Raw genomic sequence first — 24,112 nt, 5'->3', positions numbered from 1 at the left:
CTTGTATCGGACGCCGATGGCATCCATCTGACGGCGATACCCCGCGCACGCACGACCGCGTACTCATGAACTTAGGAAACAAGCGATGAAACTCTGCGGATTTGAGGTAGGCCTGGACCAGCCGTTCTTCCTGATCGCCGGCCCCTGCGTGATCGAATCGATGCAGCTGCAGCTCGACGTCGCCGGCCAGCTCAAGGAGATCACCTCCGCGCTCGGCATCCCCTTCATCTTCAAGTCCAGCTTCGACAAGGCCAACCGCACCTCGGCGACGAGCTTTCGCGGCCCGGGCCTGGAGGAGGGCTTGAAGGTGCTGGCCGAGGTCAAGCGCCAGATCGGCGTGCCGGTGCTGACCGACGTGCACGAATACACCCCGCTCAACGAGGTCGCCGCCGTCGTCGACGTGCTGCAGACCCCGGCCTTCCTGTGCCGGCAGACCGATTTCATCCAGAACGTGGCGCGCGCCGGCAAGCCGGTCAACATCAAGAAGGGCCAGTTCCTCTCGCCCTGGGAGATGAAGCACGTCACCGCCAAGGCCCAGGCCACCGGTAACGAGCAGATCATGGCTTGCGAGCGCGGGGCCAGTTTCGGTTACAACAACTTGGTCTCGGACATGCGCTCGCTGAGCGTGATGCGCGACACCGGCTGCCCGGTGGTGTTCGACGCGACCCACTCGGTGCAGTTGCCCGGCGGCATGGACGGCAAGTCCGGCGGCCAGCGCGAGTTCGTGCCGGTGCTGGCGCGCGCGGCGATCGCCGTGGGCGTGTCGGGCGTGTTCATGGAAACCCATCCGCGCCCCGAAGAAGCGCTCTCCGACGGCCCCAACGCGGTGCCGTTGCCGAAGATGCGCCGGCTGCTGGAGACCCTGGTCGAGATCGACCGGATCACCAAGAAGAACGGGTTCCTGGAGCAGGATTTCTGATGCCCGACCCAGCGCGGCCCATTACGACCGCGAGCGCGGCCCCGGCATCCGCCGCGGCCGCCGCCTTACCGCTTTCCCGCCGCCGCCGCGCGCGGCCCGGCGCCTGAGCCGGCGCCGATGGCCTTTTCCGAATCCGAACGCCAGCGCCTGCTCGCCCTCAAGGGCGTCGGCGAAACCGTGATCGCGCGCCTGGAGCAGGCGGGTTACGGCTCGCTGAACGCGCTCGCCGGCGCCGACCCGGCGCGCATCTGCGCGCAGGTCGCCGGTATGCTGCGCGCCAGTTGCTGGGGCAACAGCCCGCAGGCGCGCGCCGCGATCTCGGCTATCGTTGGCCTGGCAAACACCACTTCCCACCCTCCCTGACCCCTCCGACATGACCTCGATCACCCAGATCCACGCCCGCGAAATCCTCGACAGCCGCGGCAATCCGACCCTGGAAGCCGAAGTGACCCTGGCCGACGGCAGCTTCGGCCGCGCGATGGTCCCCTCCGGCGCCTCCACCGGCAGCAAGGAAGCCGTGGAACTGCGCGACGGCGACAAGACCCGCTACCTGGGCAAGGGCGTGCGCAAGGCGGTGGAGAACGTCAACACCACCATCGCCCAGGCGCTCAAGGGGATGGATGCGACCGACCAGGCCGCGCTGGACAAGCGCATGATCGACCTGGACGGCACCGAGAACAAAGGCCGCCTGGGCGCCAACGCGCTGCTGGGCGTGTCGCTGGCCAACGCCCACGCGGTCGCGGCGAGCAAGAAGCTGCCGCTGTGGAAGTACCTCGCCGGCGACCGCGCGCCGGTGCTGCCGGTGCCGATGATGAACATCATCAACGGCGGCGCGCACGCCGACAACAACGTCGACCTGCAGGAATTCATGATCCTGCCGGTCGGCGTGCCGAACTTCGCCGAGGCGCTGCGCGCCGGCGCCGAGGTGTTCCACGCGCTCAAGTCGGTGCTCAAGGGCCGCGGCCTGAGCACCGCGGTCGGCGACGAGGGCGGTTTCGCCCCGGACCTGCGCAGCAACGAAGAAGCGCTGGAAACCATCCTGGAAGCGATCGGCAAGGCCGGCTACAAGGCCGGCGAAGACATCCTGCTGGGCCTGGACGTGGCCTCCACCGAGTTCTACGACAACGGCAAGTACCACCTGGTCGGCGAAGGCAAGCGCCTGACCAGCGAGCAGTTCGTCGATTTCCTCGCCAACTGGGCCGCGCAGTACCCGATCGTCACCATCGAAGACGGCATGTCCGAAGACGACTGGTCCGGCTGGAAGCTGCTGACCGACAAGATCGGCAACAAGGTCCAACTGGTCGGCGACGACCTGTTCGTGACCAACCCGAAGATCTTCGCCGAAGGCATCGACAAGGGCGTGGCCAACGCGATCCTGATCAAGGTCAACCAGATCGGCACCCTGACCGAAACCCTGGAAGCCATCGCCATGGCCGACCGCGCCAAGTACGCCGCGGTGGTCTCGCACCGCTCCGGCGAAACCGAGGACACCACCATCGCCGACATCTCCGTCGCCACCACCGCGACCCAGATCAAGACCGGTTCGCTGTGCCGCAGCGACCGCGTGGCCAAGTACAACCAGCTGCTGCGCATCGAAGAGCAGCTCGGCTCGGCGGCGCGCTACGCCGGCCGCGACGCGTTCGTGTCGCTGCGCCGCTAAGGCGAGGCCGACGGAGCCGGTATGGCGGAGAAGTCGCGCAAAGCGTGGCTGGGCGTGGTGGCGCTGGCGCTGCTGGCGCTGCTCGCGTTGCTGCAGTATCGGCTGTGGTGGGCCGGCGGCGGCGGGGGCGGCAGCGTCGCCGCGCTGCAGGCCCAGGTCGACGGGCAGACGCGCGAGAACCAGGGCCTGCAGCAACGCAACGACGCGCTCGCCGCCGAGGTCGAAGACCTCAAGTCCGGCGAGGCCGCGGTCGAGGAGCGCGCGCGCAGCGAGCTGGGCATGATCAAGCCCGGCGAGACTTTCTACCGCGTGGTCGAAGCCAAGCCGCAGGCGCCGGGGCCCAACGCCGCGGCTGCGGTGAGCGCGGTGCAGAACGGCACCGCCGCCGGCCAGGACGCCGCCGACGAGCAACCCTCGCTGGAAGAACAGGTCGACGAGCCGCCGACCGAAGTGCCGCCGTCGGCGCCCGAGCCGCATCCGATGCCGGCGCCGGTGCAGCATTGACCGCGCCGTCCTTTAACCGCGAAGCCTGCCGATGATCTGGGCCGTACTTCCCGCCGCCGGCCGCGGTCAGCGCTTCGGCGGCGACGTTCCGAAGCAGTACCTGCGCATCGCCGGCAAGCCGCTGATCGAACACGCGCTGAGCGCGCTGCTGGCGCATCCGCGCGTGGCCGGGGCGATGGTCGCGTTGTCGGCCGACGACGCGCTGTGGCCGGGCTGGAGCGAACTGCTCGGCAAGCCGGTGCTGCGCTGCACCGGCGGCGGCGAGCGCGCCGACTCGGTGCTGGCGGCGCTGCGCGCGCTGCCGGCGCAGGCCGGCGACGACGCCCTGGTGCTGGTCCACGACGCCGCCCGCCCGAACCTGCGCGGCGAAGACATCGGCCGCCTGATCGCCGCGGCCGAGACCGCGCCGGACGGCGCCATCCTCGGCGCACCGCTGCGCGACACGCTCAAGCGCGCCGGCCGCGGCCGCATCCTGGGCACCGAGCCGCGCGACGGGCTGTGGCGCGCGTTCACCCCGCAGGCGTTCCGCCGCGGCGCGCTGACCGCGGCGCTAAGCGAGGCCGCCCGCGCCGGCATCGTGGTCACCGATGAAGCCGCGGCGATGGAACGCGCCGGCGTGCAGCCGTGGCTGGTGGAAGGCCGCGAGGACAATCTCAAGGTCACGACCCCCGCCGATCTGGCGCTGGCCGAGTATCTGATCGGCAAACCCTAGAAGGTAGCCGACAGGAGTTAGGAGATGGCTGAAGCACGCCTGCGTGCAACTGTTCCGCTCTTGCTCCAGCTATCTCCTGACTCCTATTCGCTAGCTTTCAGCTTCCAGGTTTCTACTCATGAACATCCGCATAGGCCAGGGCTTCGATGTCCACGCATTCGGCGACGGCGACCACGTCGTCCTAGGCGGCGTACGCGTGCCGCACGAACGCGGCGTGATCGCCCATTCCGACGGCGACGTCGTCCTGCATGCGCTGTGCGACGCCATGCTCGGCGCGCTGGCGCTGGGCGACATCGGCCAGCATTTCCCGCCCAGCGACGAACGCTGGCGCGGCGCGGACAGCCGCACGTTCCTGCGCCACTGCAACGAATTGATCGCGCAGCGCGGCTACGCCGTCGGCAATTGCGACGTCACCGTGGTGTGCGAGCGGCCCAAGGTCGGCCCGCACGCGCAGGCGATGCGCGAGGCGATCGCCGCCGACCTGGGCATCGCGGTCGACGCGGTCAGCGTCAAGGCCACGACCTCGGAAAAACTCGGCTTCACCGGCCGCGGCGAAGGCATCGCGGCGACTGCCGTGTGCCTGTTGGTCGGCGCATGAGCGGCGGCGACGAAGCGGGCCTGAACGAGCTGCCGCGCGCGCACGGCGCGCCGGCGCTGCGCGCGCGCATCCGCAGCGCGCCCGAGGATTTCCGGGTCGAGGAGCTGCCCTCGTTCGCCGCCAGCGGCAGCGGCGAGCACCTGCTGCTGACCGTGGAAAAGCGCGGCATGAACACCGCCTTCGCCGCCAAGCGGCTGGCGCAGTGGGCCGGGGTGGGCGAGGTCGCGATCGGCTACGCCGGGCTCAAGGACCGCCACGCGGTGACCGTGCAGCGCTTCAGCGTGCACCTGCCCAAGCGGGTGGCGCCGGATCTGGCATCGCTGGAAAGCGACGAGCTGCGCGTGCTCGAACACCATTGGCACGCGAAGAAGCTGCCGCGCGGCGCGCTGGCCGGCAACCGCTTCGTGCTGGCCATGCGCGAAGTGGAAGGCGAGCGCGATCGGATCGAGCAGCGCCTGCAGGAAATCTCCGCGCACGGCGTGCCCAACTATTTCGGCGAACAGCGCTTCGGCCGCGACGGCGACAACGTCGCCAACGCGCTGGCGATGTTCGCCGGCCGCCGCGTGCGCCGCGAGCAGCGCAGCCTGCTGTTGTCGGCGGCGCGCTCGGAACTGTTCAACCGCGCCCTGGCCGCGCGCGTGCGCGACGGCAGCTGGAGCGGGCTGCGCGACGGCGTCGGGCTCGACGGCGAGGTCTGGTCGCTGGCCGGCAGCCGCAGCGTGTTCGGGCCGGAGCCGTGGAACGAGGCCCTGGCCGAGCGCCTGGCGCGTTGCGACATCCATCCCAGCGGCCCGCTGTGGGGCCGCGGCGAGTTGCGCAGCGCCGATGCGGTGCGCGTGCTGGAACTCGACGCGCTGCAGGGCGAACAGGCGCTGGCGCTGCGCGCCGGGCTGGAAGCGGCGGGGATGGACCAGGAGCGCCGCGCGCTGCGGTTGCGCGCCGAACAGATGCAATGGCGCTGGCTCGACGACGGCGCGCTGGAAGTCGGCTTCGTCCTGCCGGCCGGCGCTTACGCCACCGTGGTGCTGGCCGAAATCGGCCGGATCGACGGCGCGCGCTGACGGCCGTTCGTGCGGGCGCGCGCCGCGCGCGCACGCGGCATCCGCAGCGGCCTGCGCGCAGGCCGGATTGGCTCCCTCGCCGCGACCGCTCGTCGGGTGGTATGGCCGGGCACTGGCCGGTCGCCGCGGCGCGCGTATAAGCCGAAAGCGACAGTCGGCATCGGCCGGCTGCGCCCGCCGCCCGCGGCGGGACATCACGTCAGGGAGCCGAAGTCATGAACGCTTTGCGCACCGCAGTCCTGTCGTTGTCCGTCTGCGTCCTGGCCGCCTGCGCCGGGCATCAGAGCAAGAGCGCCTACATCGCCCCGGCCGATCCGTCGCTGCCGGCGACCTTGTCCAAGCACCAGATCGAAGGCATGGACCGCGACAACGCTTATGTCTCGGCGGTCGAACGCCTGGCCCTGCGCCGCGGCATCGAAGTGAAGTGGGTCAATCCGCCGGACCGGCGCCGTCTGGCCGACACCGAGCAACGCTGATCCGGCGACGGGCGCGGCGCGCCGCGTTCAGCGCCGCCGCCGCGCCAGCAGCACCAGCACCGCGCCGGTGCCGCCTTGCGCGCTCGGCGCGGAGTGGAAGGCCAGCACGTCCGCGCGCTGGCGCAACATGCGGTCGACCAGGTTCTTGAGCACCGGCAGGCCGCGGCTGTCGACGAACTCGTTGCCGCCGCCGCGGCCTTTGCCGTGGATGATGCGCACGCAGCCGACTTCGTGGGTGCGCGCGTCGTTGAGGAAGGCGCGCAGCAGCGCCTCGGCCTCGCGCACCGGGCTGCCGTGCAGGTCCAATTCCTCCTGCGCCGAAATCTCGCCGCGGCGCAGCCGCGCGAACACGTTCGGCGGCAGTTCGTCGCGGCGATAGCTCAGCGCGTCGCCGGCTTCCAGCAGTTGTTCTTCCAGGGCGTGGCGGAATTCCTCGCGCGCCTGTGCTTCGTCGCGCTCGGCCATGCGCGGGCGCGGGCGCGGCTTGGGCGCGGCCGGCGGCAGCGCGGCTTCGGGCAGGCGGCGGACCTCGCCGACGGCGGCGCGGAACAAGGCCGCGTCGTCGTCGCCGGCATCCTCGTCGGGGCGGTCGGGCTGGGACGTCATGGCCACAGGATAATCGCCGCGCGCGACAGGCGCGGCGCGGCGGCGGCATGACGACATGAAGAGAAAGCCCCGGCCCATCCTTGGGACCTGCGACCCGTCGGTATCGGGCCGTCACCGGGGAAACATGGGTTGGAAAAGCGCGGCACGCGCTGCGAGATGTCCCCTCGCGCAGTGGGCGCGCATCCGAGGGTGCCGCGAACGTCTAGTTCATCACGCTTCCGCGGACCGGCGGGGCGGCCCTGTCAAAACCGACAGGGCGGGCCGGCGCGGCCTGCGATGGGCGCGCGCGGCGACGGCTACGCGGCGGGTTCGTCGCACAACCGTGCCGGGCCGGGCACCGCGGCGCCGGATCGCGGCCGCGCGCGCGCATCCGCGGCCGCCGCCGCGGGCATCGATTCGACAGGTTCGGCAAAGCCGGTCGCGTCGCCGCGACGGCGTCGGCGGCGGCTACAGCGCGATCAGGCCCAGCGCCACCGCGCGCGCGCAGGCCGCGCGCCGGCCCTTGACCCCGAGCTTGCGCGCCACCTGCTGCAGGTGGAAGTTCACCGTGCGCTCGCTGATCTGCAGGATCATCGAGATCTCCCACGAGGTCTTGCCCACCGCCGACCAGCGCAGCACCTCGCACTCGCGCTCGCTCAGCCGCGGCGCGTGGCGCGGCCGGCGCAGCAGCCGGTCCATCGCCGCGTGCATGCAGCTGACGAAGTAGGTGGCCTGGCCCAGGGTGTGGGTCAGCTCGCGCGGGTCGGCGAGCACATTGAGGGTGAAGGTGGTGAACGACCACTGCGTGCCCGGCGACCAACTCGGCACGGTGATGCCGCCGTGCAGGCCGAATTCGCCGGCCGCCATCAGCGTGCGGCGGCCGATCTGGTACAGCTGCGGACGCGGTTCCCAGGTGGTGCGGCCGCGCGAATTCCAGGCCACCGCGGGCAGCCCTTCGCGCGACAGGGTGATGCGCGGGTCGCTGCGCTCGGCGTTGGGCGCGGCCAGGGCCGGGTAGGTCTTGGACCAGTCGCTGTCGAAGTCTTCGAAGAACACGAAGTCCGAACCGCCCGGCAGCGGCTCGCGCAGCTTGGTCGCGTAACCGTGGTTGTGGAAACCCACGGCGCGGGAGAAGGCCGATGTCGCCGACTTCACCTCGTCCAGCGAGGAAGCGCGCATCACCCGATCGATGTGATCCCAATACTCCATGCGGCGTTGGACTCCATGCGGTGCTGGTCACCTGCTTCCGGCGGGTCGGGCCATCATACATACGCCCGCCGCGCGTGGTCGGCCCGGCGCCGCGCGGGAAGGGCGCCGCCCTATCAGGTATCATCCGGGGCTCCCCCACGTCTGTCTTTCCGTCAGCGGAGTCTCATGCGCGTATTGGTCAGCAACGACGACGGCGTCGACGCGCCCGGCATCCGCATCCTCGCCCAGGGGCTGCGCGAGGCCGGACACGAAGTGCTGGTGGTCGCGCCCGACCGCGACCGTTCCGGCGCGAGCAACTCGCTGACCCTGGACATGCCGGTGCGGGTCGCCCGCCTCGACGAGACCACCTGGCGGGTGCACGGCACGCCCACCGACTGCGTGCACGTAGCGCTCAGCGGCATGCTGGACGTGGAACCCGACATCGTCGTTTCCGGCATCAACACCGTCGCCAACATGGGCGACGACGTGATCTATTCGGGCACCGTCGCCGCGGCGATGGAAGGTCGCTTCCTCGGCCTGCCGGCGGTGGCGATGTCGCTGGCCGCGGCCGATCACGACGGCCGCCATTACCAGACCGCGGCGCGCGCGGCGGTGGAGATCATCGCCCGCCTGCGCACCGACCCGCTTCCGGCCGACACCATCCTCAACGTCAACGTGCCCGACCTGGCATGGGACGAGGTGGCCGGTTTCGAAGTCACCCGCCTGGGCAACCGCCACCGCGCCGAAGCCTGCATCCAGCAGACCGACCCGCGCGGCCGCGACTGGTGGTGGATCGGCCCGGCCGGCGCCGAGGCCGACGCCGGCCCGGGCACCGATTTCCACGCCGTGCGCACCGGCAATATTTCGATCACGCCGATCCACGTCGACCTGACCCGCTACCAGGCGCTGGAACAGGTCGCCAGTTGGGTCGGCGGGCTGGCCGCGGCGCTGGATTCGCCGGCGCCGGAGCGCGCCGCATGATCCAGCGCATGCGCCTGCAGCCGGAAGCCATCGGCAGCGGCCTGACCTCGCAGCGCGTGCGCGACCGCCTGGTCGAGCGCCTGCGCGAGGCCGGCATCCGCGACGAGCGCGTGCTCAACGCGATCCGCACCGTGCCGCGCCACCTGTTCGTCGACGAGGCGCTGGCGATGCGCGCCTACGAAGACACCGCGCTGCCGATCGGCCACGGCCAGACCATCTCCCAGCCGTGGGTGGTGGCGCGCATGACCGAAGCGCTGTTCGAAGACGGCGTGCCGGGCAAGGTGCTGGAGATCGGCACCGGCTCGGGCTATCAGGCCGCGATCCTGGCCGCGCTGGGGCTGGAAGTGCACACCGTCGAACGCATCGGCGAACTGCTGCGCACCGCGCGCAAGCGCTTCCGCCAGCTCGGCCTCAACGTGCGCAGCAAGCACGACGACGGCCGCATCGGCTGGCCCGAGAACGGCCCGTTCGACGCGATCATCGTCACCGCCGCGGCGCCGGCGCTGGTCGATGCGCTGACCGATCAGCTCGCCGCCGGCGGCACCTTGATCGCGCCGGTCGGCGCGGCCTCGTCGCAATCGCTGCTCAAGCTGCGCAAGGACGCGGACGGCAACATCAGCCAAACCACGCTCGCACCGGTGGTGTTCGTGCCGCTGCTGTCGGGCATGATCGACTGACTTCCTCGTGGCGGCCTCGCGGCCGCCGCCGCCGACTCTCCAAGAGCCGACCTTCCGCATGGCATTGAAAATCTTCGGACCGCTCTACGAGCGCACCATCACCTGGGCCCGCCACCGGCATGCGCCGGCCTATCTGGCCGGGCTGAGCTTCGTGGAGGCGATCATCTTCCCGATCATGCCCGAGGTGATGCTGGCGCCGATGTCGGTGGCCCAGCCCAAGCGCGCGTTCTGGTTCGCCACCTTGAGCATCATCGGCTCGATGCTTGGCGCGCTGGTCGGCTACGCGCTCGGCCATTACGCCTTCGAGGCGCTCAAGCCGGTGTTCGCCGCGCTGGGCATGCTGCCGTCGATCGAAGCCGGCATCGCCACGGTGCAGGCCAAGATGGTCGAATCGCCGTGGGCGGTGTTCACCTTCCTGGTGCTCGGCGGCTTCATGCCGATTCCGATGAAGGTGTTCACCTGGGCGTCGGGCATCGTCGGCGTGCCTATGCTGCAATACATCCCGAGCATGTTCATCGGCCGGGCCAAGCGCGTGTACCTGCTCGCGCTGGCGATCCGCATCGGCGGCGAACGCGCCGAAGCCGCGCTGCGGCGCTACATCGAGCCGATCGGCTGGATCGCCACGGCGTTGGTGGTCGTCGCCATCGCGGTGTTGGTCTGGCATTCACAGCGCTGAGGCGCGCGGCCGGCGACACTGACCCGGCGGCATCGGACATCCGAGACACCACGCGCCCGGCGAGCGGCGCGGCAAGAGGAGCACCATGAGCGAGACGACCCGAACCCCGACCCTGGCGATGGCCGCCTGCCTGCTGGCCACGCTGGCGCTGATCGGATGTTCGAGTTCGGTCGTCCGCGAACCTTCCCGCGGCGGTTCGCGCGGCGGCGCCAGCCGCCCCTCGACCCCGGCGCAGCGGCCGTCGGTGGCCAAGCCCGGCGCGACCGTGGTCGTGCAGCGCGGCGAAGGCCTTTACCGGATCGCCACCAACAACGGCATCCAGCTGGCCGACCTGGCTGCGTGGAACGGCTTGTCGCCGCCGTACAACCTGTATCCGGGCCAGCGGTTGAAGCTGTATCCGCCGGGGCGCGGTTCTTCCTCGTCGGGTTCGTCTTCTTCCGGCGGCTCGAGCGCCACGCGCCCGAGCGCGCCGGCACCGGCACCGGCCGCGCCGATCGACAGCGGCATTCGCTGGCGCTGGCCGGCCGACGGCCCGCTGCTGGGCCGCTTCGTCGCCAACGAGCCGACCAAGCAGGGCGTCGACATCGGCGGCGCGCCGGGCACCCCGGTGCGCGCGGCCGCCGACGGCGTGGTGGTGTATTCGGGCACCGGCCTGGTCGGTTACGGCGAACTCATCATCGTCAAGCACAACGAGCAGTGGCTGTCGGCTTACGGCCACAACCGCAAGCGTCTGGTCAACGAAGGCCAGTTGGTCAAGGCCGGCGAGCAGATCGCCGAGATGGGCCGCAGCGGCGCGGCGCGCGACCAGTTGCACTTCGAGGTGCGCTACAACGCCAAGCCGGTGGATCCGCTGTTGTATCTGCCGGCGAAGTGAGCGGCGCTGATCGCGCCGCGCGCCTCCTGCCGGCGCGGCGCGATGCCGGGCGAACCCATGGATTTCGCGACCTTGAAAGCGGCGTGGCCCTGGACCGAAATCGCCGGTTGCCCGGGCCGCTTCGTACTTAAGCACCCAGGCCCCGCGTTGACGCTTGCGGATCTGCTCGGCCCCGATGTGCGCGTATCCGAACACCGCAGCGCCTCGGCGCGCGATGTCGTGCTGGTCGCGCGGCTGGCCGATGGCGGCCTGATCTCGTATCGCCGGCCCGACGGCGGCTGCCTGCACACGCTCAATACGCGCGAAGGCCTGGCGCGCAAGCTCGCGCAGTTGGCGATCGCGCCGGCGTAGCCATCGCGGCTGCCGCGCCGTTTTCGGCGGATCGAGCGCAGTTGCTTCCTCACGGTCGGGTGACCGCATCCGCACCCTCATGCATGATGCCTGAAGAGGCCGCGCACATGCGTGCCGCGTTGCGCAACGCAAGCACAAGGATCGTCGACATGCAGGCAGCGGCCAGCGAAGCGAATACCGAACCGCTCAGCGAGTGCGAGCGAAGCCGGCTGCTGGCGAAAAAGGCGGGCGGTTGCGGACTGCTCGGACTGCTGGCGTGCGTGGCGCTGGTGGGCGCGGTCGTTGCCGTCGGCCTCGTCGCGATGGGGCCCGACGGCCTGAGCGGGGAGGCGGCCGTGCTGACCGCTTTTTTCGTCGTCTGCGGCCTGGGCCTGGTGGTGTTCGTGGTGGGCAACGCGGACGGCCAGTTCGACGCCGACGCCGATGAGGGAATCAAGCTGATCGCCACCGGGCGAATCGTGCAGATGCCCACGGACTCCTCGGAAGGAGGGCCGCCGTATCGTTACCTGTGGGTGGCGATCGACGAAGGCCCGACGCGGCCGCTGATTTTTCACGTGAGCGAGGCGCTGTACCAATCGGTGAACATCGACGAGGCGGTGCGGATCGCCTACGTTCCGAACAGCAAGACCATCATTCAGTTGCGCACGGCGACGTACGAATATTCCATTTGCGATGAGGGAGAGGCAGATGAGAAACGGCCGGCGCGCGAATCCGGGCCGGAGTCGTAACCCTCGGTTCGGCGCCTGCAGGCCGCTCGCGCAAGCGGAATCGCCTGACGGCCGATCGGCCGCAATCGCGCTGCGAAGCGAATCGTCGAACGCGTCTGCGAAGCGCCCTCAAGGCGGCGGCGGATGCACGTCGAACTGTCGGTTCACCGCGACGTAGTCGTATTCGCCCTGGATCAGGTTCAACAGCCGCAGCGCCTTGGGCGCATAGGCGATGCGCACGCGCTGATCGGTGTGGACGGCTTCGTAGCAATGCCACGGCACCGAGAAACGCGTCGGTGCCTCGGGGTCGTCGCCGTCCAGGGCGATGTAGAGGCAGTAGATCGGCGGCCAGCTCTCGCCGTCGTCGCGTTCCATCACCCCGGTGAGCACGCCTTCGCGCCAGAGCTTGATTCCAGCGGCGAGGTCGTCGCGCAGGCTGGACTGGTCGTACGACTCGCTCGCGGCGAGCAGGGCCATGAAGCCGAGCGCCACGCAGATGCCGGCGATCGCCCAGAAATTGCGGAAATCCGGGTCGAAGACGATCGCGGGCACGAAGCAGACCACCCCGAACGCGACGCACGACCACAGCACCCACGGCGCTTCGCGCGATTGCTTGGCGCGCAGGAACGCGCGCTCGCGTTCGTCCAGCGGCACGCCGTCGGCGGGAGCGGGGACGGGCGCCGCAGGGGGGGCGGCGGCCTGGCGGTCGTGGGTCATGCGCCACCTTGCGCGGGGGATCGCGGCGGTCCGATGCGTCGGTGCCGTTATAGCGCCGGGGGGCGCTGGCGCCAATCAGGGGCGGTGTCAGGTGCGGCGGTTATTTGCCGGTGCAGTTACGGCCGTCGGCGCGCGTGGCATCGGTCTTCAGTCAGCCTGAGACAGCGAGCGGCCCCCGCATTCAGCCGCCGAGCACGAACCCGGCGACCACGCGCCGGCCTTCGCCGGCGAGCACGTTGAAGGTGCGTGCAGCCGCCGCGTTGGTCATCGATTCCAGCCCGACCTTGCGCGCCAGGCTGGCGGCCAGGGTCGCCGCCGGCGGGAACGCCTGGGTGCCGCCGCAGCCGAGCACGATCAGCTCCGGCTGCAGGGCGAACAGCGGTTCCAGGTCTTCGATGCGCAGCACGCGCACATCGCTCACCGCCCAGTCCTCGATCAGCGCGTTCGGCGCCAGGATGAAGCTGCGTTCGAGCCGGCGGTCGTTGACCAGCGCCACGCGCCCGTCGGCGCCGCGCAGGAAGAACTCGTGGTCGGGGCGTTCCAGGGTCAGTTGCATGGGACGGGATTCGGGGTGGGGGATTCGGGGCGGGCCAAGCGGAAAGGGCGCGGTTCGCGAACCCTGGATTCCGCCGGCCCGGGCCCGGCCGTCAGGCCCGCGGCAGCACGATCTGGCGCTTGTCCTTGCTCGGCCGGTACAGCACGGCGGTGTGGCCGATGCGCTGGACCAGGGCGGCGCCGGTGCGCTCGGCGATGCTGTCGATCAGGGCGTCGCGGGCCTCGCGGTCCTCGGCGCCGACCTTGACCTTGATCAGCTCGTGGTGTTCCAGGGCCAGGTCGACCTCGGCGAGCAGGGCATCGGTCACCCCTTTGCCGCCCACCTGCAGCATGGCCTTGAGATCGTGGGCCTGTCCGCGCAGGAAACGGGTCTGGGCGGAGGTCAGCAGGGTCGGCATCGGGACACACGAATCTAAGCGGAATGGGCGCTCAGGGTATCATGGCGTCCCCAACCCCCACCCGGAACGGCCGCCCGCGCCCATGGCGACCCGCAGCAAATCCAGCCAACGTTGGCTCAAGGAACACTTTTCCGACCCCTTCGTGAAGAAGGCCAAGTCCGAAGGGCTGCGCTCGCGCGCGGCCTACAAGCTGGAGGAGCTGGTCGAACGCGACCGCCTGCTCAAGCCCGGCATGGTCGTGGTCGACCTCGGCGCCGCCCCCGGCGGCTGGTCGCAATGGGTCCGCCAGGAGATGGAGCGGCTGTGGCCCAAGCAGCCCGGCCGGCTCGTCGCCCTGGACATCCTGGACATGCCCGGCCTGGCCGGGGTCGAGTTCATTCACGGCGATTTCCGCGAAGACGCGGTCCTGGCGCAGCTCGAGGCGACCCTGGACGGCCAGGTCGTGGACCTTGTCCTGTCCGATATGGCCCCCAATATGAGCGGGGTGGACGCGGTGGACCTGCCGCGAGCGATGCACCTCTCGGAGCTGGCGATGGACTTCGCCGACCGGCACCTGAGGGTCGAGGGCACCTTCCTGATCAAGCTGTTCCAGGGCGTGGGCTTCGACGATTACGTGCGCGAACTGCGCCGTCGCTACGCCAAGGTCTCGATCCGCAAGCCGGCGGCCTCGCGCAAGCGGTCGCCGGAGGTTTATGCGCTGGCCCAGGGCAAACGGGCGACGCCGACCTGACCGGGGCCGCCCCGGACAGGCCGTGCAGGCCGGCTTGCTGAACGAGCCGGTTCGTGAACGGCGCCGCCGCGGGCAGATGTACCGGGGCGGTCGGTGTGACAATCTGGCGGTTACCGCGGGCGCACGAGGCGTTCGCGGCCACGGGCCCCGCGGGGCCGCAGGGTAGGAAACAAATGAACGATTTGGCCAAGAATCTGCTGCTCTGGGTGATCGTCGCCGTCGTGCTGATGGTGGTGTTCCAGGCGTTCGGCCCGCGCAACGCCGGCACCGACGTCGTCCCCTACGACCAGTTCGTCTCCCAGGTGCAGAACGACCGGATCAAGGAAATCAGATTTTCCGACGATCGCACCACGATCAGCGGGACGCGCAAGGACGACAGCAAGTTCACCACCTATACGGTGCAGGATCCGTACCTGATCAACGACCTGATCAACCACAAGGTCGTCACCGACCAGACCCCGCCGTCGAGCGGCCCGTCGCTGATCATGATCCTGATCAACGTGCTGCCGTGGCTGCTGTTCATCGGCATCTGGGTCTATTTCATGCGCCAGATGCAGCAGGGCGGCAGCAAGGGCGCGATGAGCTTCGGCCGTTCGCGCGCCAAGCTGCAGGGCGAGGACCAGGTCAAGGTGACCCTGGCCGACGTCGCCGGCTGCGACGAGGCGAAGGAAGAAGTCGGCGAGCTGGTCGAGTTCCTGCGCGATCCGTCCAAGTTCCAGAAGCTCGGCGGCAAGATCCCGCGCGGCGTGCTGATGGTCGGCCCGCCGGGCACCGGCAAGACCCTGCTGGCGCGCGCCATCGCCGGCGAGGCCAAGGTGCCGTTCTTCTCCATTTCCGGTTCCGACTTCGTCGAGATGTTCGTCGGCGTCGGCGCCAGCCGCGTGCGCGACATGTTCGAGCAAGCCAAGAAGCACGCGCCGTGCATCATCTTCATCGACGAAATCGACGCGGTCGGCCGTCATCGCGGCGCCGGCCTGGGCGGCGGTCACGACGAGCGCGAGCAGACCCTCAACCAGTTGCTGGTCGAGATGGACGGTTTCGAAGGCGGCGAAGGCGTGATCGTGATCGCCGCGACCAACCGCCCCGACGTGCTCGACCCGGCGCTGCTGCGTCCGGGCCGTTTCGACCGCCAGGTCGTGGTCGGCCTGCCCGACGTCAAGGGCCGCGAGCAGATCCTGCGCGTGCACATGCGCAAGCTGCCGCTGCACGACGACGTCGAGCCGATGACCATCGCCCGCGGCACCCCGGGTTTCTCCGGCGCGGACCTGGCCAACCTGTGCAACGAGGCGGCGCTGTTCGCCGCGCGCGAGAACGCCAAGGAAGTGCGCATGGAGCACTTCGACAAGGCGCGCGACAAGATCCTGATGGGCGCCGAGCGCCGCTCGATGGCGATGAGCGAGGACGAGAAGAAGCTCACCGCCTACCACGAAGCCGGCCACGCCATCGTCGGCCGCGTCGTGCCCGAGCACGATCCGGTCTACAAGGTCACCATCATCCCGCGCGGCCGCGCCCTGGGCGTCACGATGTACCTGCCGGAAGGCGACAAGTACTCGATGAACCGCGTGGCGATCGAATCGCAGCTGTGCTCGCTGTACGGCGGCCGCGTCGCCGAGGAGCTGATCTTCGGCGTCGACAAGGTCACCACCGGCGCGTCCAACGACATCGAGCGCGCGACCAAGATGGCCCGCAACATGGTCACCAAGTGGGGCCTGAGCGACGAAATGGGCCCGATCGCCTACGGCGAAGAAGAAGACGAAGTCTTCCTCGGCCGTTCGGTCACCCAGCACAAGAACGTGTCCAACGAGACCGCGCGCAAGATCGACGAAGTGGTGCGCGGCATCCTCGACAAGGCGTACGGCCGCACCTCGCAGATCCTCAAGGACAACATCGACAAGCTGCACGTGATGGCCGAGACGCTGTTGCTGTACGAAACCATCGATGCGACCCAGATCGACGCGATCATGGCCGGCCGCGAGCCGGGTCCGCCCGCGGACTGGGCGAAGTCGGGCAAGGTGTCGAAGGACGACAACCGTCCCGGCGGCGCGATCGGCGGGCCTGCGGCGCAGACCTAACGAAGTTGCGCTCAACGCGCTCCAACAAAACGCCGGGTCCCCCCGGCGTTTTTGTTTTGCGTTCCTCGCGACTCCCTGCGCAGTTACGGCAGCTCCCTGTAGGAGCGGCGCAAGCCGCGACCGCGACCCTGGGCAACGGCGCCAGCGTCGGGATCGCGACTGTAGCCGCAGCCGCGGGAACTGAAACTCTCGCCGCAAGCCCAATGCCGCGGTCGCGGCTCGCGCCGCTCCTACAGGGCGCCACCGCGGCTGCACAGGCTGACGAAGCGGGTAGCATTCGAGGTCGACACGTCCCTCGGAACCGCCCATGTTCGACCTAGCCCCGACCCTCGACTGCAACGGCCGCGCGCTCAAGCTCGACCGCCCGCGCGTGATGGGCATCGTCAACGTCACCCCCGATTCGTTCTCGGACGGCGGCGCCCACGACACGCTCGAAGCGGCGGTCGCGCACGGCCTGCGCCTGGCCGCCGAGGGCGCCGATATCCTCGACATCGGCGGCGAGTCGACCCGGCCCGGCGCGGCCGAGGTGCCGGTGGAAGAAGAACTGCGCCGTACCATCCCGGCGATCGAGCGCCTGGCGCGCGAAACCTCGCTGCCGATCAGCATCGACACCTCGAAACCCGAGGTCATGCGCGCCGCGGTCGCCGCCGGCGCGGGCCTGATCAACGATGTCTACGGCCTGCGCCGCGACGGCGCGCTGGACGCGGCCGCCGAACTCGGCGTGCCGGTGGTGCTGATGCACATGCAGGGCGAGCCGCGCTCGATGCAGCACGAGCCGAGCTACGACGATGTCGTCGCGCAGGTGCACCGGTTCCTGGCCGAGCGCATCTTCGCCGCCGAGATGGCCGGCATCGCCAAGAAGCGCATCGTGGTCGACCCGGGCTTCGGCTTCGGCAAGACCTTGCAGCACAACCTGACCCTGCTGGCGCAGCTGGAGCGCTTCGGCGAGCTCGGCGTGCCGGTGCTGGCCGGGCTTTCGCGCAAGCGCAGCATCGGCGAGCTGACCGGCCGCGAGGACGCGCGCGAGCGCGTGCACGGCTCGGTCGCCGCGCACCTGATCGCCGCCCAGCGCGGCGCGCGCCTGCTGCGCGTGCACGACGTGGCCGCGACCGTGGACGCGCTCAAGGTGTGGGAGGCGGTGGCCGCGCAGGCCCAGCCGCGGCGCGCGGCCGCGCCGGCGATGCCGAAGTGGCCGGACGAGGATTAAGGCGACGCTTGTCCGCAGCGCCTGGACAAAAAATGATCAAACTCGCCGAAGCCTTGTCGCACAAGGCGTGAAACCCGATTCCAACGCAGCTGTCCGCATGCTTGTCCACAGGCGGTGTGGATAGCGGCGAGCGGCGATGATGCGGCGCCGGCGACGACTTGAAGAAATCCGGCCGGCGCGGCATCGCGACGCAGAGACGATGCGCTTTCGCGCGCTCGCGATCCGGCCTGGACAAAAAAACGCCAATCTCTTCAAAGCCGCGCCGCATAAGGCGTGGAACCCGATTCCCGTGCGTGTGTCCCAATGCTTGTCCACAGGCTGTGTGGATAGCCAAGCGAGTCGTCGGCGCGGCGACTGCGAGAAAAGCGCGAAAAAAGCAAGCCCGCGCGTGCGCGATGCAGCGCCGGCCGCGGCGCGAGCGCTCCAAACCGCGGCTGGACAAAAAACAGCCAATCTCTTCAAAGCCGCGCCGCATAAGGCGTGAAACCCGATTCCCGCGCGTGTGTCCCAATGCTTGTCCACAGCCTGTGTGGATAGCGGCGAGGCCCGCCGCGCCCGCGCGGCCGGCATCGGCGCCTGGCCGCGCGCCGCGAGCGCGGTCGGGCAGGGCACAAGTGCGGACCCCGCAGCCGCCCTGATGCGCCGCAACACGCCGCCTGCGGCAATTCCGGCCCGCCCGCACCGCCCGTGGGCGCCCGCAAACGCCTGGACAAAAAACCGCCAATCCCGCCCGGGCCCCGCCGTACAAGGCGTGAAACCCGATTCCCGCACAGGTGTCCGCATGCTTGTCCACAGGCGCTGTGGACACTGCCGCGCGGATGCCGATGGCGCCGGCAAAGTCAAGGAAATTCACTGGTCAATTTCTCGCCAAACCTCTTGCAATGCTTATGCCGCAAGGCTTCGCGAACGCAATCGAAAAACTGTCCGCAGGCTTGTCCACAGGGGATGTGGACAACTGCAACGGGCGGGTCAAGAAATGTCCAAATTGGCCCGGCGCCGGGGCCCGGGGCAGGGTGGGGCGGTCGCGCCGGAGGCTTGCCGCAGCTTGTTTGCGCAGCGATGACGGGCGCCGCCGCGGCCGCCGGCCGGCTTTCGCGCGCCGCGCGCCTGTGCGAGGCTGCGCGTCGCTATCGCCGCGCGGTTCAGCCGCTCCCGCATGACCGCCTCCCACGACCCGCGCCCGCTCGCCATCGCCCTGATGGGCCCGACCGCCTCGGGCAAGACCGCGCTCGCGCTGGATTGGGCGCAGCGCCTGGACGCGGAGATCGTCAGCGTCGACTCGGCCCTGGTCTACCGCGGCCTGGACATCGGCGCGGCCAAGCCCAGCGCGGCCGAACAGGCGGCGGCGCCGCATCACCTGATCGACGTGCGCGAGCCGTGGCAGGCCTATTCGGCCGCCGAGTTCGCCGCGGACGCCCGCGTGGCGATGGAACAGATCGCCGCGCGCGGGCGCATCCCGATCCTGGCCGGCGGCACAGGCCTGTACTTCCACGCCCTGCTGCGCGGGCTGTCGGACATGCCCGAGGCCGATCCGGCGGTGCGCGCCGCGCTCAGCGAAGAGGCCGGCCAGCGCGGCTGGGCCGCGCTGCACGCCGACCTCGCCGCGCTCGACCCGGAGGCGGCGGCGCGCATCCACGCCACCGACGCCCAGCGCATCCAGCGCGCGCTCGAGGTCTGGCGCCTGTCCGGGCGCACCATCAGCGACTGGCGCCGGGCCTCGGCCGGACGGCCGCGGCTGCCGTTCCGGGTGCTCAAGCTGGTGCTGGCGCCGGCCGACCGGGCGGTGCTGCACGCGCGGATCGAGCGCCGCTTCGAGCAAATGCTGGCCGACGGCTTCCTCGACGAAGTCCGCGCCCTGCGCGCGCTGCCGGGCCTGGCGACGCATCCGGCGCCGCTGGAGCTGCCGGCGATCCGCGCGGTCGGTTACCGCCAGGCCTGGGAACATCTGGACGGCGCGTACTCCGCCGCCGAGCTGCGCGACCGCGGCATCTACGCCACCCGCCAGCTGGCCAAGCGCCAGCTGACCTGGCTGCGCGGCGAACTTGACGCGCGCTGGTTCGATCCTTTGCGCGACGCGGCCGAACTCGGGCACGCCTTGAGGCTGTTCGCCGCCGGGCGCCTGCGCACGCGCCCGCAGAGCGCCTAGCGCGGCCTACCATCGCGCGCACAAACCCGGAACCGGGTCGCAATGTTTGCTTGCACTTGCGTTAACATCGGGCAGTCGCCCCTGTGGGGACAACAGCCGGCGATACGGAAGCGTCCGTCACCGGGCTCCGGGGCCAACCGCCCGGTTCCCGCCGGCGAGGCGCGCCGTCCTAATAACTAGAACATGCTGGGGAATTAGAAGATGTCTAAGGGGCAATCCCTGCAGGATCCTTTCCTGAATGCGCTGCGTCGCGAACGTGTGCCGGTCTCGGTCTACCTGGTCAACGGCATCAAGCTGCAGGGCACGATCGAATCTTTCGACCAATTCGTGGTGCTGTTGCGCAACACCGTCAGCCAGATGGTCTACAAGCACGCCATCTCCACCGTGGTTCCCGCGCGCAACGTCCGCGTCGGCCCGGGCGGCGGCTACGTCCAGTCCGCCGATGGCAGCGACGGCAGCGACGAGAACGAATAAGCGTCCGATCCGGTCGGGAGAATTGAGAAACCGGCGCGGCGCCTCCATCTGCCAGGGTTCGACCCCGGGTTCGGCCCGCCAGTTCTCTTCCTATCGATGTTCGAACGTTCCAAGAAGGGCGAACACGCCCTGTTGATCCAGCCTCACTCCGGCGGCGCGCCGGAGGAGGACCTGCTGGAAGAGTTCGCCGATCTGGCGCGCTCGGCCGGCGCGTCCGTGGCCGCGGTGCTGACCGCGCGGATCGACCGACCCAATGCAGCCACCCTGATCGGCAGCGGCAAGCTCGACGAGGTCAAGGCCGCGGCCGAGGCCAGCGGCGCCGACCTGATCCTGGTCAACCATCCGCTCAGCCCCGGCCAGGAGCGCAACCTCGAGCGCTTCCTCGAGCGCCGCGTGGTCGACCGCACCGGCCTGATCCTGGACATCTTTTCCCAGCGCGCGCGCAGCGCCGAGGGCAAGCTGCAGGTCGAGCTGGCCCAGCTCAAGCACATGTCGACCCGGCTGGTGCGCGGCTGGACCCACCTGGAGCGCCAGCGCGGCGGCTCCATCGGTTTGCGCGGCCCCGGCGAAACCCAGCTGGAAACCGACCGCCGCCTGCTGCAAAAGCGCCTGGAGCAATTGCAAAAGCGCCTGGACAAGGTCGAGGTGCAGCGCAACCAGATGCGCCGCGCGCGCCTGCGCAGCGAACTGCCGCGGGTGGCGCTGGTGGGCTACACCAACGCCGGCAAATCCACCTTGTTCAATGCGCTGACCGGCGCCGACGCCTACGCCGCCGACCAACTGTTCGCCACGCTCGATCCGACCGTGCGCAAGATCAGCCTCGCGCCCGGCTCGGAGCCGGGGCGCGGCAGCGACGCGGGCGGTGGCGGCGTGGTCCTGGCCGATACGGTCGGGTTCGTCAGGGATCTGCCGCACGACTTGGTCGCCGCGTTCCGCTCGACCCTGTCGGAAGCGCGCGAGGCCGACCTGCTGCTGCACGTCATCGACGCCGCCGACCCGCACCGCGACGAGCGCATCGCCCAGGTCGACGCGGTGCTGGCCGAAGTCGGCGCCGGCGACCTGCCGCAGTTGCTGGTGTTCAACAAGATCGACCGCCTCGACGGCATCGCCGCGCGGGTCGACCGGCCCGGCGAGGAGCGCCACCGGGTCTGGCTGTCGGCGCGCAGCGGCGAAGGCTTGGACCTGTTGCGCGAAGCCTTGGGCGAGGCGCTGCAGTTGCACCGCGTTCAGGGCGCAGTGCGGATCGCGCCGCAGGACGCGCGCCTGCGCGCGCGCCTGCACGAGCTCGGCGCGGTGCGCTCCGAGCAGGCCGACGAGCACGGTTGGCGGGTCGAAGTGGACCTGGCCGTGGCCGACGCCCAGCGCCTGTTCGCCCAGGCCCACGGCGAGCCGTTGCGGCCCTTGCTTGAGACGGTGGAGACCCCCACCTAGAATCGACAGGTTCGCGCGCATCGCAATGCGCGCGCGAGCCGCCGCGGCCGTCCCGACGTCCGCGGACCGGCGCCGGCCCGCCGCGGCCGGTGCTCGGTCGGAACAGGTCTGCCGAGCGGCAGGATGCTCCGCCCGGCGTCCACTTTTTTAGGAGCAGGCATGGCCTGGAACACCCCCGGTAGTGACAATTCCGGCGACAACCGACCGTCGCGGCAACGCAAACCCCCTGGCCGCGGCCTGGATTCCCTGCTCGATACCGCGCGCGGCCTGTTCGGCAACGGCGGCGGCGGGATCCTGCGCTGGGTCGGCCTGCTGGTCGCGCTGTGGCTGGTATTCAACTGCTTCGTGCTGGTGACCGAGCAGGAACGCGGCGTGGTCCTGCGCTTCGGCACCTTCTCGCGCGTGCTCCAGCCCGGCCCGCACTTCAAGCTGCCGTGGCCGATCGAGAGCGTGAAGAAGGTCAACGCCACCCAGAGCAAGGCCTACAGCGAAAACGTTCCGGTCCTGACCCGCGACGGCAACATGGTCAACGTCGAGATCAACGTCCAGTACCGGATCGAGTCGCCGCGCCTGTTCCTGTTCGGCTCGCGCGAGCCGGAGGAAGTGCTCAAGCAGGCCGCGCAGAGCGCGGTGCGCGAGCAGATCGGCCGTTCCGACCTGGACACCGTGCTCGGTTCGCGCAGCGTGCTGACCACCCAGGTGCGCCAGCGCCTGCAGGCCTCGCTGAAGGACTACGAGACCGGCCTGACCGTGACCGAGCTCAACCTGCCCAACGCGCGCCCGCCGGACGACGTCAAGGACGCCTTCGACGAAGCCCAGCGCGCCAACGCCGACAAGTCCACCGCGATCAACGAGGCCCAGGCCTACGCCAAGAAGATCGTGCCGGAAGCGCGCGGCGACGCCCAGCGCATCCGCACCACCGCCGAGGGCTACAAGACCTCGACCGTGGCCCGCGCGCAAGGTGACGCGGCGCGCTTCACCCTGTTGGCCGAGCAATACAAGGGCGCGCCCGACGCCACCCGCAAGCGGCTGTGGCTGGACGCGGTGCAGGAAGTGCTGAGCCAGAACCGCAAGATCGTCGGCGGCGACTCCAAGCAGATCCTGTACGTGCCGATGGGCGACCGCAGCGGCGGGCCGATGACCCCGGGTCCGGTCAGCGTGCCGCTGAACCAGCCCGAGCTGCTGCCCTCGGTGACCGCGACCGAATCCTCGTCCGGTTCGACCGTGCCCTACGTCGGCCGCCCCACGCGCCCGAAGACCCGCGATGAGGTGAGCCGATGAGAGTTCCTGCCCTGATCGCAGCGGGCGTCGCCCTGCTGCTGGCCCTGCTGGGCTCGGTGTTCGTGGTCAACGAAGGCCACAGCGCGATCGTGTTCCGCCTCGGCACCGTGGTGCGCGAGGACGTCGGCCCCGGCCTGCGCTTCAAGTGGCCGCTGATCGAAACCGCGCGCACCTTCGACCGCCGCCTCAAGGTGCTGCCGGCCGAGCCGGAGCGCTACCTCACCGCCGACAAGCTCGACGTCAGCGTCGACTTCTTCGCGCTCGGCCGGATCGAGGACATGCGCCGCTTCTTCCAGGCCACCGGCGGCAACGAAGACGTCGCGGCCGAGCGCCTGGCGCCGATCATCCGCGACTCGCTGCGCAACGAAATCAACTCGCTCAAGCTGCTCGACGTGGTCAAGGGCGACCGCGAGGCGGTGGTCGGCAAGCAGTTGGAGGCGATCAACCGCGGCGCCTCGACGCTGGGCGTGAAGATCCTCGACATCCGGATCAAGCGCATCGACCTGCCGCAGGACAGCAACGTGCTGCAGTCGGTCTACAACCAGATGCGTTCGCAGCGCCTGCAGGTGGCCAGCCAGCTGCGCGCGGAAGGCTTCGAGCAGTCGCAGGCGGTGCGCGCGACGGCCGACCGCGACAAGACCGTGATCCTGGCCGAGGCCGAGCGCGACGCGCAGCGCCTGCGCGGCGAAGGCGACGCCGAGGCCGCGCGCCTGTACGGCGAGGCGGCGGCGAAGGACCCCTCGTTCTTCGCGTTCCAGCGCAGCCTGGATTCCTACCGCAAGGCCTTCGCCGACGGCCAGAGCGTGATCGTGCTCGACCGCGACGATCCGTACCTGCAATACCTCAAGTCCGACCGCTGAGGCCGGCCGATGGCCGGCGAGCTGTGGCGGGCCCTGTGCCTGGTGGCCGTGTTGGAGGGGCTGGTGTTGTTCGTGTCCCCGCACGGCTGGAAGCGCGCCGCCGAGCAACTGCGCTCCTTGCCCGATCCGCATTTGCGCGCGGTCGGCGGGATCGTGGTGACGATGGCGCTGACCGCGCTGTGGTGCTTGCGCGGCGTGTGAGCGAGCGCGCGCGATGCGCGCCGGCGACGATGGCGTTGCGGCATCGCGGCGAAAATCCATTCGCGGCGGCC

General features: G+C 70.1%; 27 protein-coding genes and 1 pseudogene. 23 read left to right on the top strand and 5 right to left on the bottom strand.

Features of this window, described 5'->3' with window-relative positions:
- Positions 1 to 85: 85 nt before the first annotated feature.
- The 8 genes and pseudogenes from kdsA to BLU84_RS05000 all read left to right on the top strand — a co-directional run bounded on the left by kdsA (position 86) and on the right by BLU84_RS05000 (position 5,930).
- A complete protein-coding gene (kdsA, locus tag BLU84_RS05035) occupies positions 86 to 919 on the top strand; it encodes a 3-deoxy-8-phosphooctulonate synthase (RefSeq protein WP_074863638.1) in 834 nt (277 codons plus the stop codon).
- Positions 920 to 1,036: 117 nt separating this feature from the next.
- Positions 1,037 to 1,282: a Pathogenicity locus gene (locus tag BLU84_RS05030; RefSeq protein WP_074863635.1), complete on the top strand. Its 246-nt coding sequence runs from the start codon at positions 1,037 to 1,039 to the stop codon at positions 1,280 to 1,282.
- Between the two features lie 10 nt (positions 1,283 to 1,292).
- Positions 1,293 to 2,579: a phosphopyruvate hydratase gene (eno, locus tag BLU84_RS05025; protein ID WP_074863634.1), complete on the top strand. Its 1,287-nt coding sequence runs from the start codon at positions 1,293 to 1,295 to the stop codon at positions 2,577 to 2,579.
- Between the two features lie 43 nt (positions 2,580 to 2,622).
- A pseudogene (gene ftsB, locus BLU84_RS05020) lies at positions 2,623 to 2,966 on the top strand (cell division protein FtsB); the annotation flags it as partial.
- Positions 2,967 to 3,114: 148 nt separating this feature from the next.
- A complete protein-coding gene (ispD, locus tag BLU84_RS05015; protein ID WP_074863630.1) occupies positions 3,115 to 3,795 on the top strand; it encodes a 2-C-methyl-D-erythritol 4-phosphate cytidylyltransferase in 681 nt (226 codons plus the stop codon).
- 118 nt (positions 3,796 to 3,913) lie between these two features.
- The gene (gene ispF, locus BLU84_RS05010) at positions 3,914 to 4,393 is read left to right on the top strand and encodes a 2-C-methyl-D-erythritol 2,4-cyclodiphosphate synthase (protein WP_074863628.1); all 480 of its coding nucleotides are present in this window, start codon (positions 3,914 to 3,916) and stop codon (positions 4,391 to 4,393) included.
- Positions 4,390 to 5,454, top strand: a complete 1,065-nt coding sequence (gene truD, locus BLU84_RS05005; protein ID WP_074863626.1) for a tRNA pseudouridine(13) synthase TruD — start codon at positions 4,390 to 4,392, stop codon at positions 5,452 to 5,454. Before ispF ends, truD begins: the two co-directional genes overlap by 4 nt.
- A 215-nt stretch (positions 5,455 to 5,669) precedes the next feature.
- A complete protein-coding gene (locus BLU84_RS05000) occupies positions 5,670 to 5,930 on the top strand; it encodes a hypothetical protein (RefSeq protein ID WP_074863624.1) in 261 nt (86 codons plus the stop codon).
- 27 nt (positions 5,931 to 5,957) lie between these two features.
- Here BLU84_RS05000 and BLU84_RS04995 read toward each other — a convergent pair whose 3' ends face one another.
- The gene (locus BLU84_RS04995; protein WP_074863622.1) at positions 5,958 to 6,536 is read right to left on the bottom strand and encodes a Smr/MutS family protein; all 579 of its coding nucleotides are present in this window, start codon (positions 6,534 to 6,536) and stop codon (positions 5,958 to 5,960) included.
- 447 nt (positions 6,537 to 6,983) lie between these two features.
- Positions 6,984 to 7,724, bottom strand: a complete 741-nt coding sequence (locus BLU84_RS28000; protein WP_074863621.1) for a helix-turn-helix transcriptional regulator — start codon at positions 7,722 to 7,724, stop codon at positions 6,984 to 6,986.
- A gap of 165 nt (positions 7,725 to 7,889) precedes the next feature.
- On the opposite strand from BLU84_RS28000, the gene surE reads away from it, so the two are divergent.
- The 6 genes from surE (at position 7,890) to BLU84_RS04960 (ending at position 11,990) form a co-directional block, all read left to right on the top strand.
- Entirely contained in the window at positions 7,890 to 8,684 is a 795-nt protein-coding gene (gene surE, locus BLU84_RS04985) for a 5'/3'-nucleotidase SurE (protein ID WP_074863619.1), read from the top strand.
- Entirely contained in the window at positions 8,681 to 9,361 is a 681-nt protein-coding gene (locus tag BLU84_RS04980; RefSeq protein ID WP_074863617.1) for a protein-L-isoaspartate(D-aspartate) O-methyltransferase, read from the top strand. Before surE ends, BLU84_RS04980 begins: the two co-directional genes overlap by 4 nt.
- 64 nt (positions 9,362 to 9,425) lie before the next feature.
- Positions 9,426 to 10,037: a YqaA family protein gene (locus tag BLU84_RS04975; protein WP_074864608.1), complete on the top strand. Its 612-nt coding sequence runs from the start codon at positions 9,426 to 9,428 to the stop codon at positions 10,035 to 10,037.
- Positions 10,038 to 10,122: 85 nt separating this feature from the next.
- Positions 10,123 to 10,911, top strand: coding sequence for a peptidoglycan DD-metalloendopeptidase family protein (locus BLU84_RS04970; protein WP_074863615.1), 789 nt, complete (start codon positions 10,123 to 10,125; stop codon positions 10,909 to 10,911).
- Positions 10,912 to 10,953: 42 nt separating this feature from the next.
- On the top strand, positions 10,954 to 11,262 hold the full coding sequence (locus BLU84_RS04965) for a hypothetical protein (RefSeq protein ID WP_139174680.1): 309 nt from the start codon (positions 10,954 to 10,956) through the stop codon (positions 11,260 to 11,262).
- A gap of 83 nt (positions 11,263 to 11,345) precedes the next feature.
- Positions 11,346 to 11,990 carry a hypothetical protein gene (locus BLU84_RS04960; RefSeq protein ID WP_139174678.1) on the top strand — a complete coding sequence of 215 codons (645 nt, stop codon included), beginning with the start codon at positions 11,346 to 11,348 and terminating at the stop codon, positions 11,988 to 11,990.
- 108 nt (positions 11,991 to 12,098) lie between these two features.
- Here the strand turns inward: BLU84_RS04960 and BLU84_RS04955 are convergent, their stop codons facing one another.
- The 3 genes from BLU84_RS04955 to yhbY all read right to left on the bottom strand — a co-directional run bounded on the left by BLU84_RS04955 (position 12,099) and on the right by yhbY (position 13,639).
- Positions 12,099 to 12,686 (bottom strand): hypothetical protein, encoded by a 588-nt coding sequence (locus BLU84_RS04955; protein ID WP_074863610.1) that lies wholly within the window; start codon positions 12,684 to 12,686, stop codon positions 12,099 to 12,101.
- A 181-nt stretch (positions 12,687 to 12,867) separates the two neighbouring features.
- A complete protein-coding gene (locus tag BLU84_RS04950; protein WP_074863609.1) occupies positions 12,868 to 13,242 on the bottom strand; it encodes an Mth938-like domain-containing protein in 375 nt (124 codons plus the stop codon).
- 91 nt (positions 13,243 to 13,333) lie between these two features.
- A complete protein-coding gene (gene yhbY / locus BLU84_RS04945) occupies positions 13,334 to 13,639 on the bottom strand; it encodes a ribosome assembly RNA-binding protein YhbY (protein WP_074863607.1) in 306 nt (101 codons plus the stop codon).
- A gap of 82 nt (positions 13,640 to 13,721) precedes the next feature.
- On the opposite strand from yhbY, the gene rlmE reads away from it, so the two are divergent.
- The 9 genes from rlmE (at position 13,722) to BLU84_RS04900 (ending at position 24,041) form a co-directional block, all read left to right on the top strand.
- Positions 13,722 to 14,369: a 23S rRNA (uridine(2552)-2'-O)-methyltransferase RlmE gene (gene rlmE, locus BLU84_RS04940; RefSeq protein WP_074863606.1), complete on the top strand. Its 648-nt coding sequence runs from the start codon at positions 13,722 to 13,724 to the stop codon at positions 14,367 to 14,369.
- A 173-nt stretch (positions 14,370 to 14,542) separates the two neighbouring features.
- On the top strand, positions 14,543 to 16,441 hold the full coding sequence (gene ftsH, locus BLU84_RS04935) for an ATP-dependent zinc metalloprotease FtsH (RefSeq protein WP_074863604.1): 1,899 nt from the start codon (positions 14,543 to 14,545) through the stop codon (positions 16,439 to 16,441).
- A gap of 307 nt (positions 16,442 to 16,748) precedes the next feature.
- The gene (gene folP, locus BLU84_RS04930; protein ID WP_074863602.1) at positions 16,749 to 17,648 is read left to right on the top strand and encodes a dihydropteroate synthase; all 900 of its coding nucleotides are present in this window, start codon (positions 16,749 to 16,751) and stop codon (positions 17,646 to 17,648) included.
- A gap of 1,156 nt (positions 17,649 to 18,804) precedes the next feature.
- On the top strand, positions 18,805 to 19,794 hold the full coding sequence (gene miaA, locus BLU84_RS04925; RefSeq protein WP_074863600.1) for a tRNA (adenosine(37)-N6)-dimethylallyltransferase MiaA: 990 nt from the start codon (positions 18,805 to 18,807) through the stop codon (positions 19,792 to 19,794).
- A 201-nt stretch (positions 19,795 to 19,995) separates the two neighbouring features.
- Complete coding sequence (hfq, locus tag BLU84_RS04920) at positions 19,996 to 20,268, top strand: RNA chaperone Hfq (RefSeq protein WP_057946835.1); 273 nt, start codon at positions 19,996 to 19,998, stop codon at positions 20,266 to 20,268.
- Between the two features lie 96 nt (positions 20,269 to 20,364).
- The gene (hflX, locus tag BLU84_RS04915) at positions 20,365 to 21,699 is read left to right on the top strand and encodes a ribosome rescue GTPase HflX (protein ID WP_074863598.1); all 1,335 of its coding nucleotides are present in this window, start codon (positions 20,365 to 20,367) and stop codon (positions 21,697 to 21,699) included.
- A 159-nt stretch (positions 21,700 to 21,858) separates the two neighbouring features.
- Positions 21,859 to 22,980 carry an FtsH protease activity modulator HflK gene (hflK, locus tag BLU84_RS04910; protein WP_074863596.1) on the top strand — a complete coding sequence of 374 codons (1,122 nt, stop codon included), beginning with the start codon at positions 21,859 to 21,861 and terminating at the stop codon, positions 22,978 to 22,980.
- The gene (hflC, locus tag BLU84_RS04905; protein WP_074863594.1) at positions 22,977 to 23,840 is read left to right on the top strand and encodes a protease modulator HflC; all 864 of its coding nucleotides are present in this window, start codon (positions 22,977 to 22,979) and stop codon (positions 23,838 to 23,840) included. The genes hflK and hflC overlap by 4 nt, the downstream gene beginning before the upstream one ends.
- 9 nt (positions 23,841 to 23,849) lie before the next feature.
- Positions 23,850 to 24,041, top strand: coding sequence for a DUF2065 domain-containing protein (locus BLU84_RS04900; RefSeq protein WP_074863592.1), 192 nt, complete (start codon positions 23,850 to 23,852; stop codon positions 24,039 to 24,041).
- Positions 24,042 to 24,112 lie beyond the last annotated feature (71 nt).

The organism is Lysobacter enzymogenes, assembly GCF_900106525.1.
Taxonomy (GTDB): Bacteria; Pseudomonadota; Gammaproteobacteria; order Xanthomonadales; family Xanthomonadaceae; genus Lysobacter; species Lysobacter enzymogenes.
This window is presented reverse-complemented; position numbering and strand designations above follow the sequence as displayed.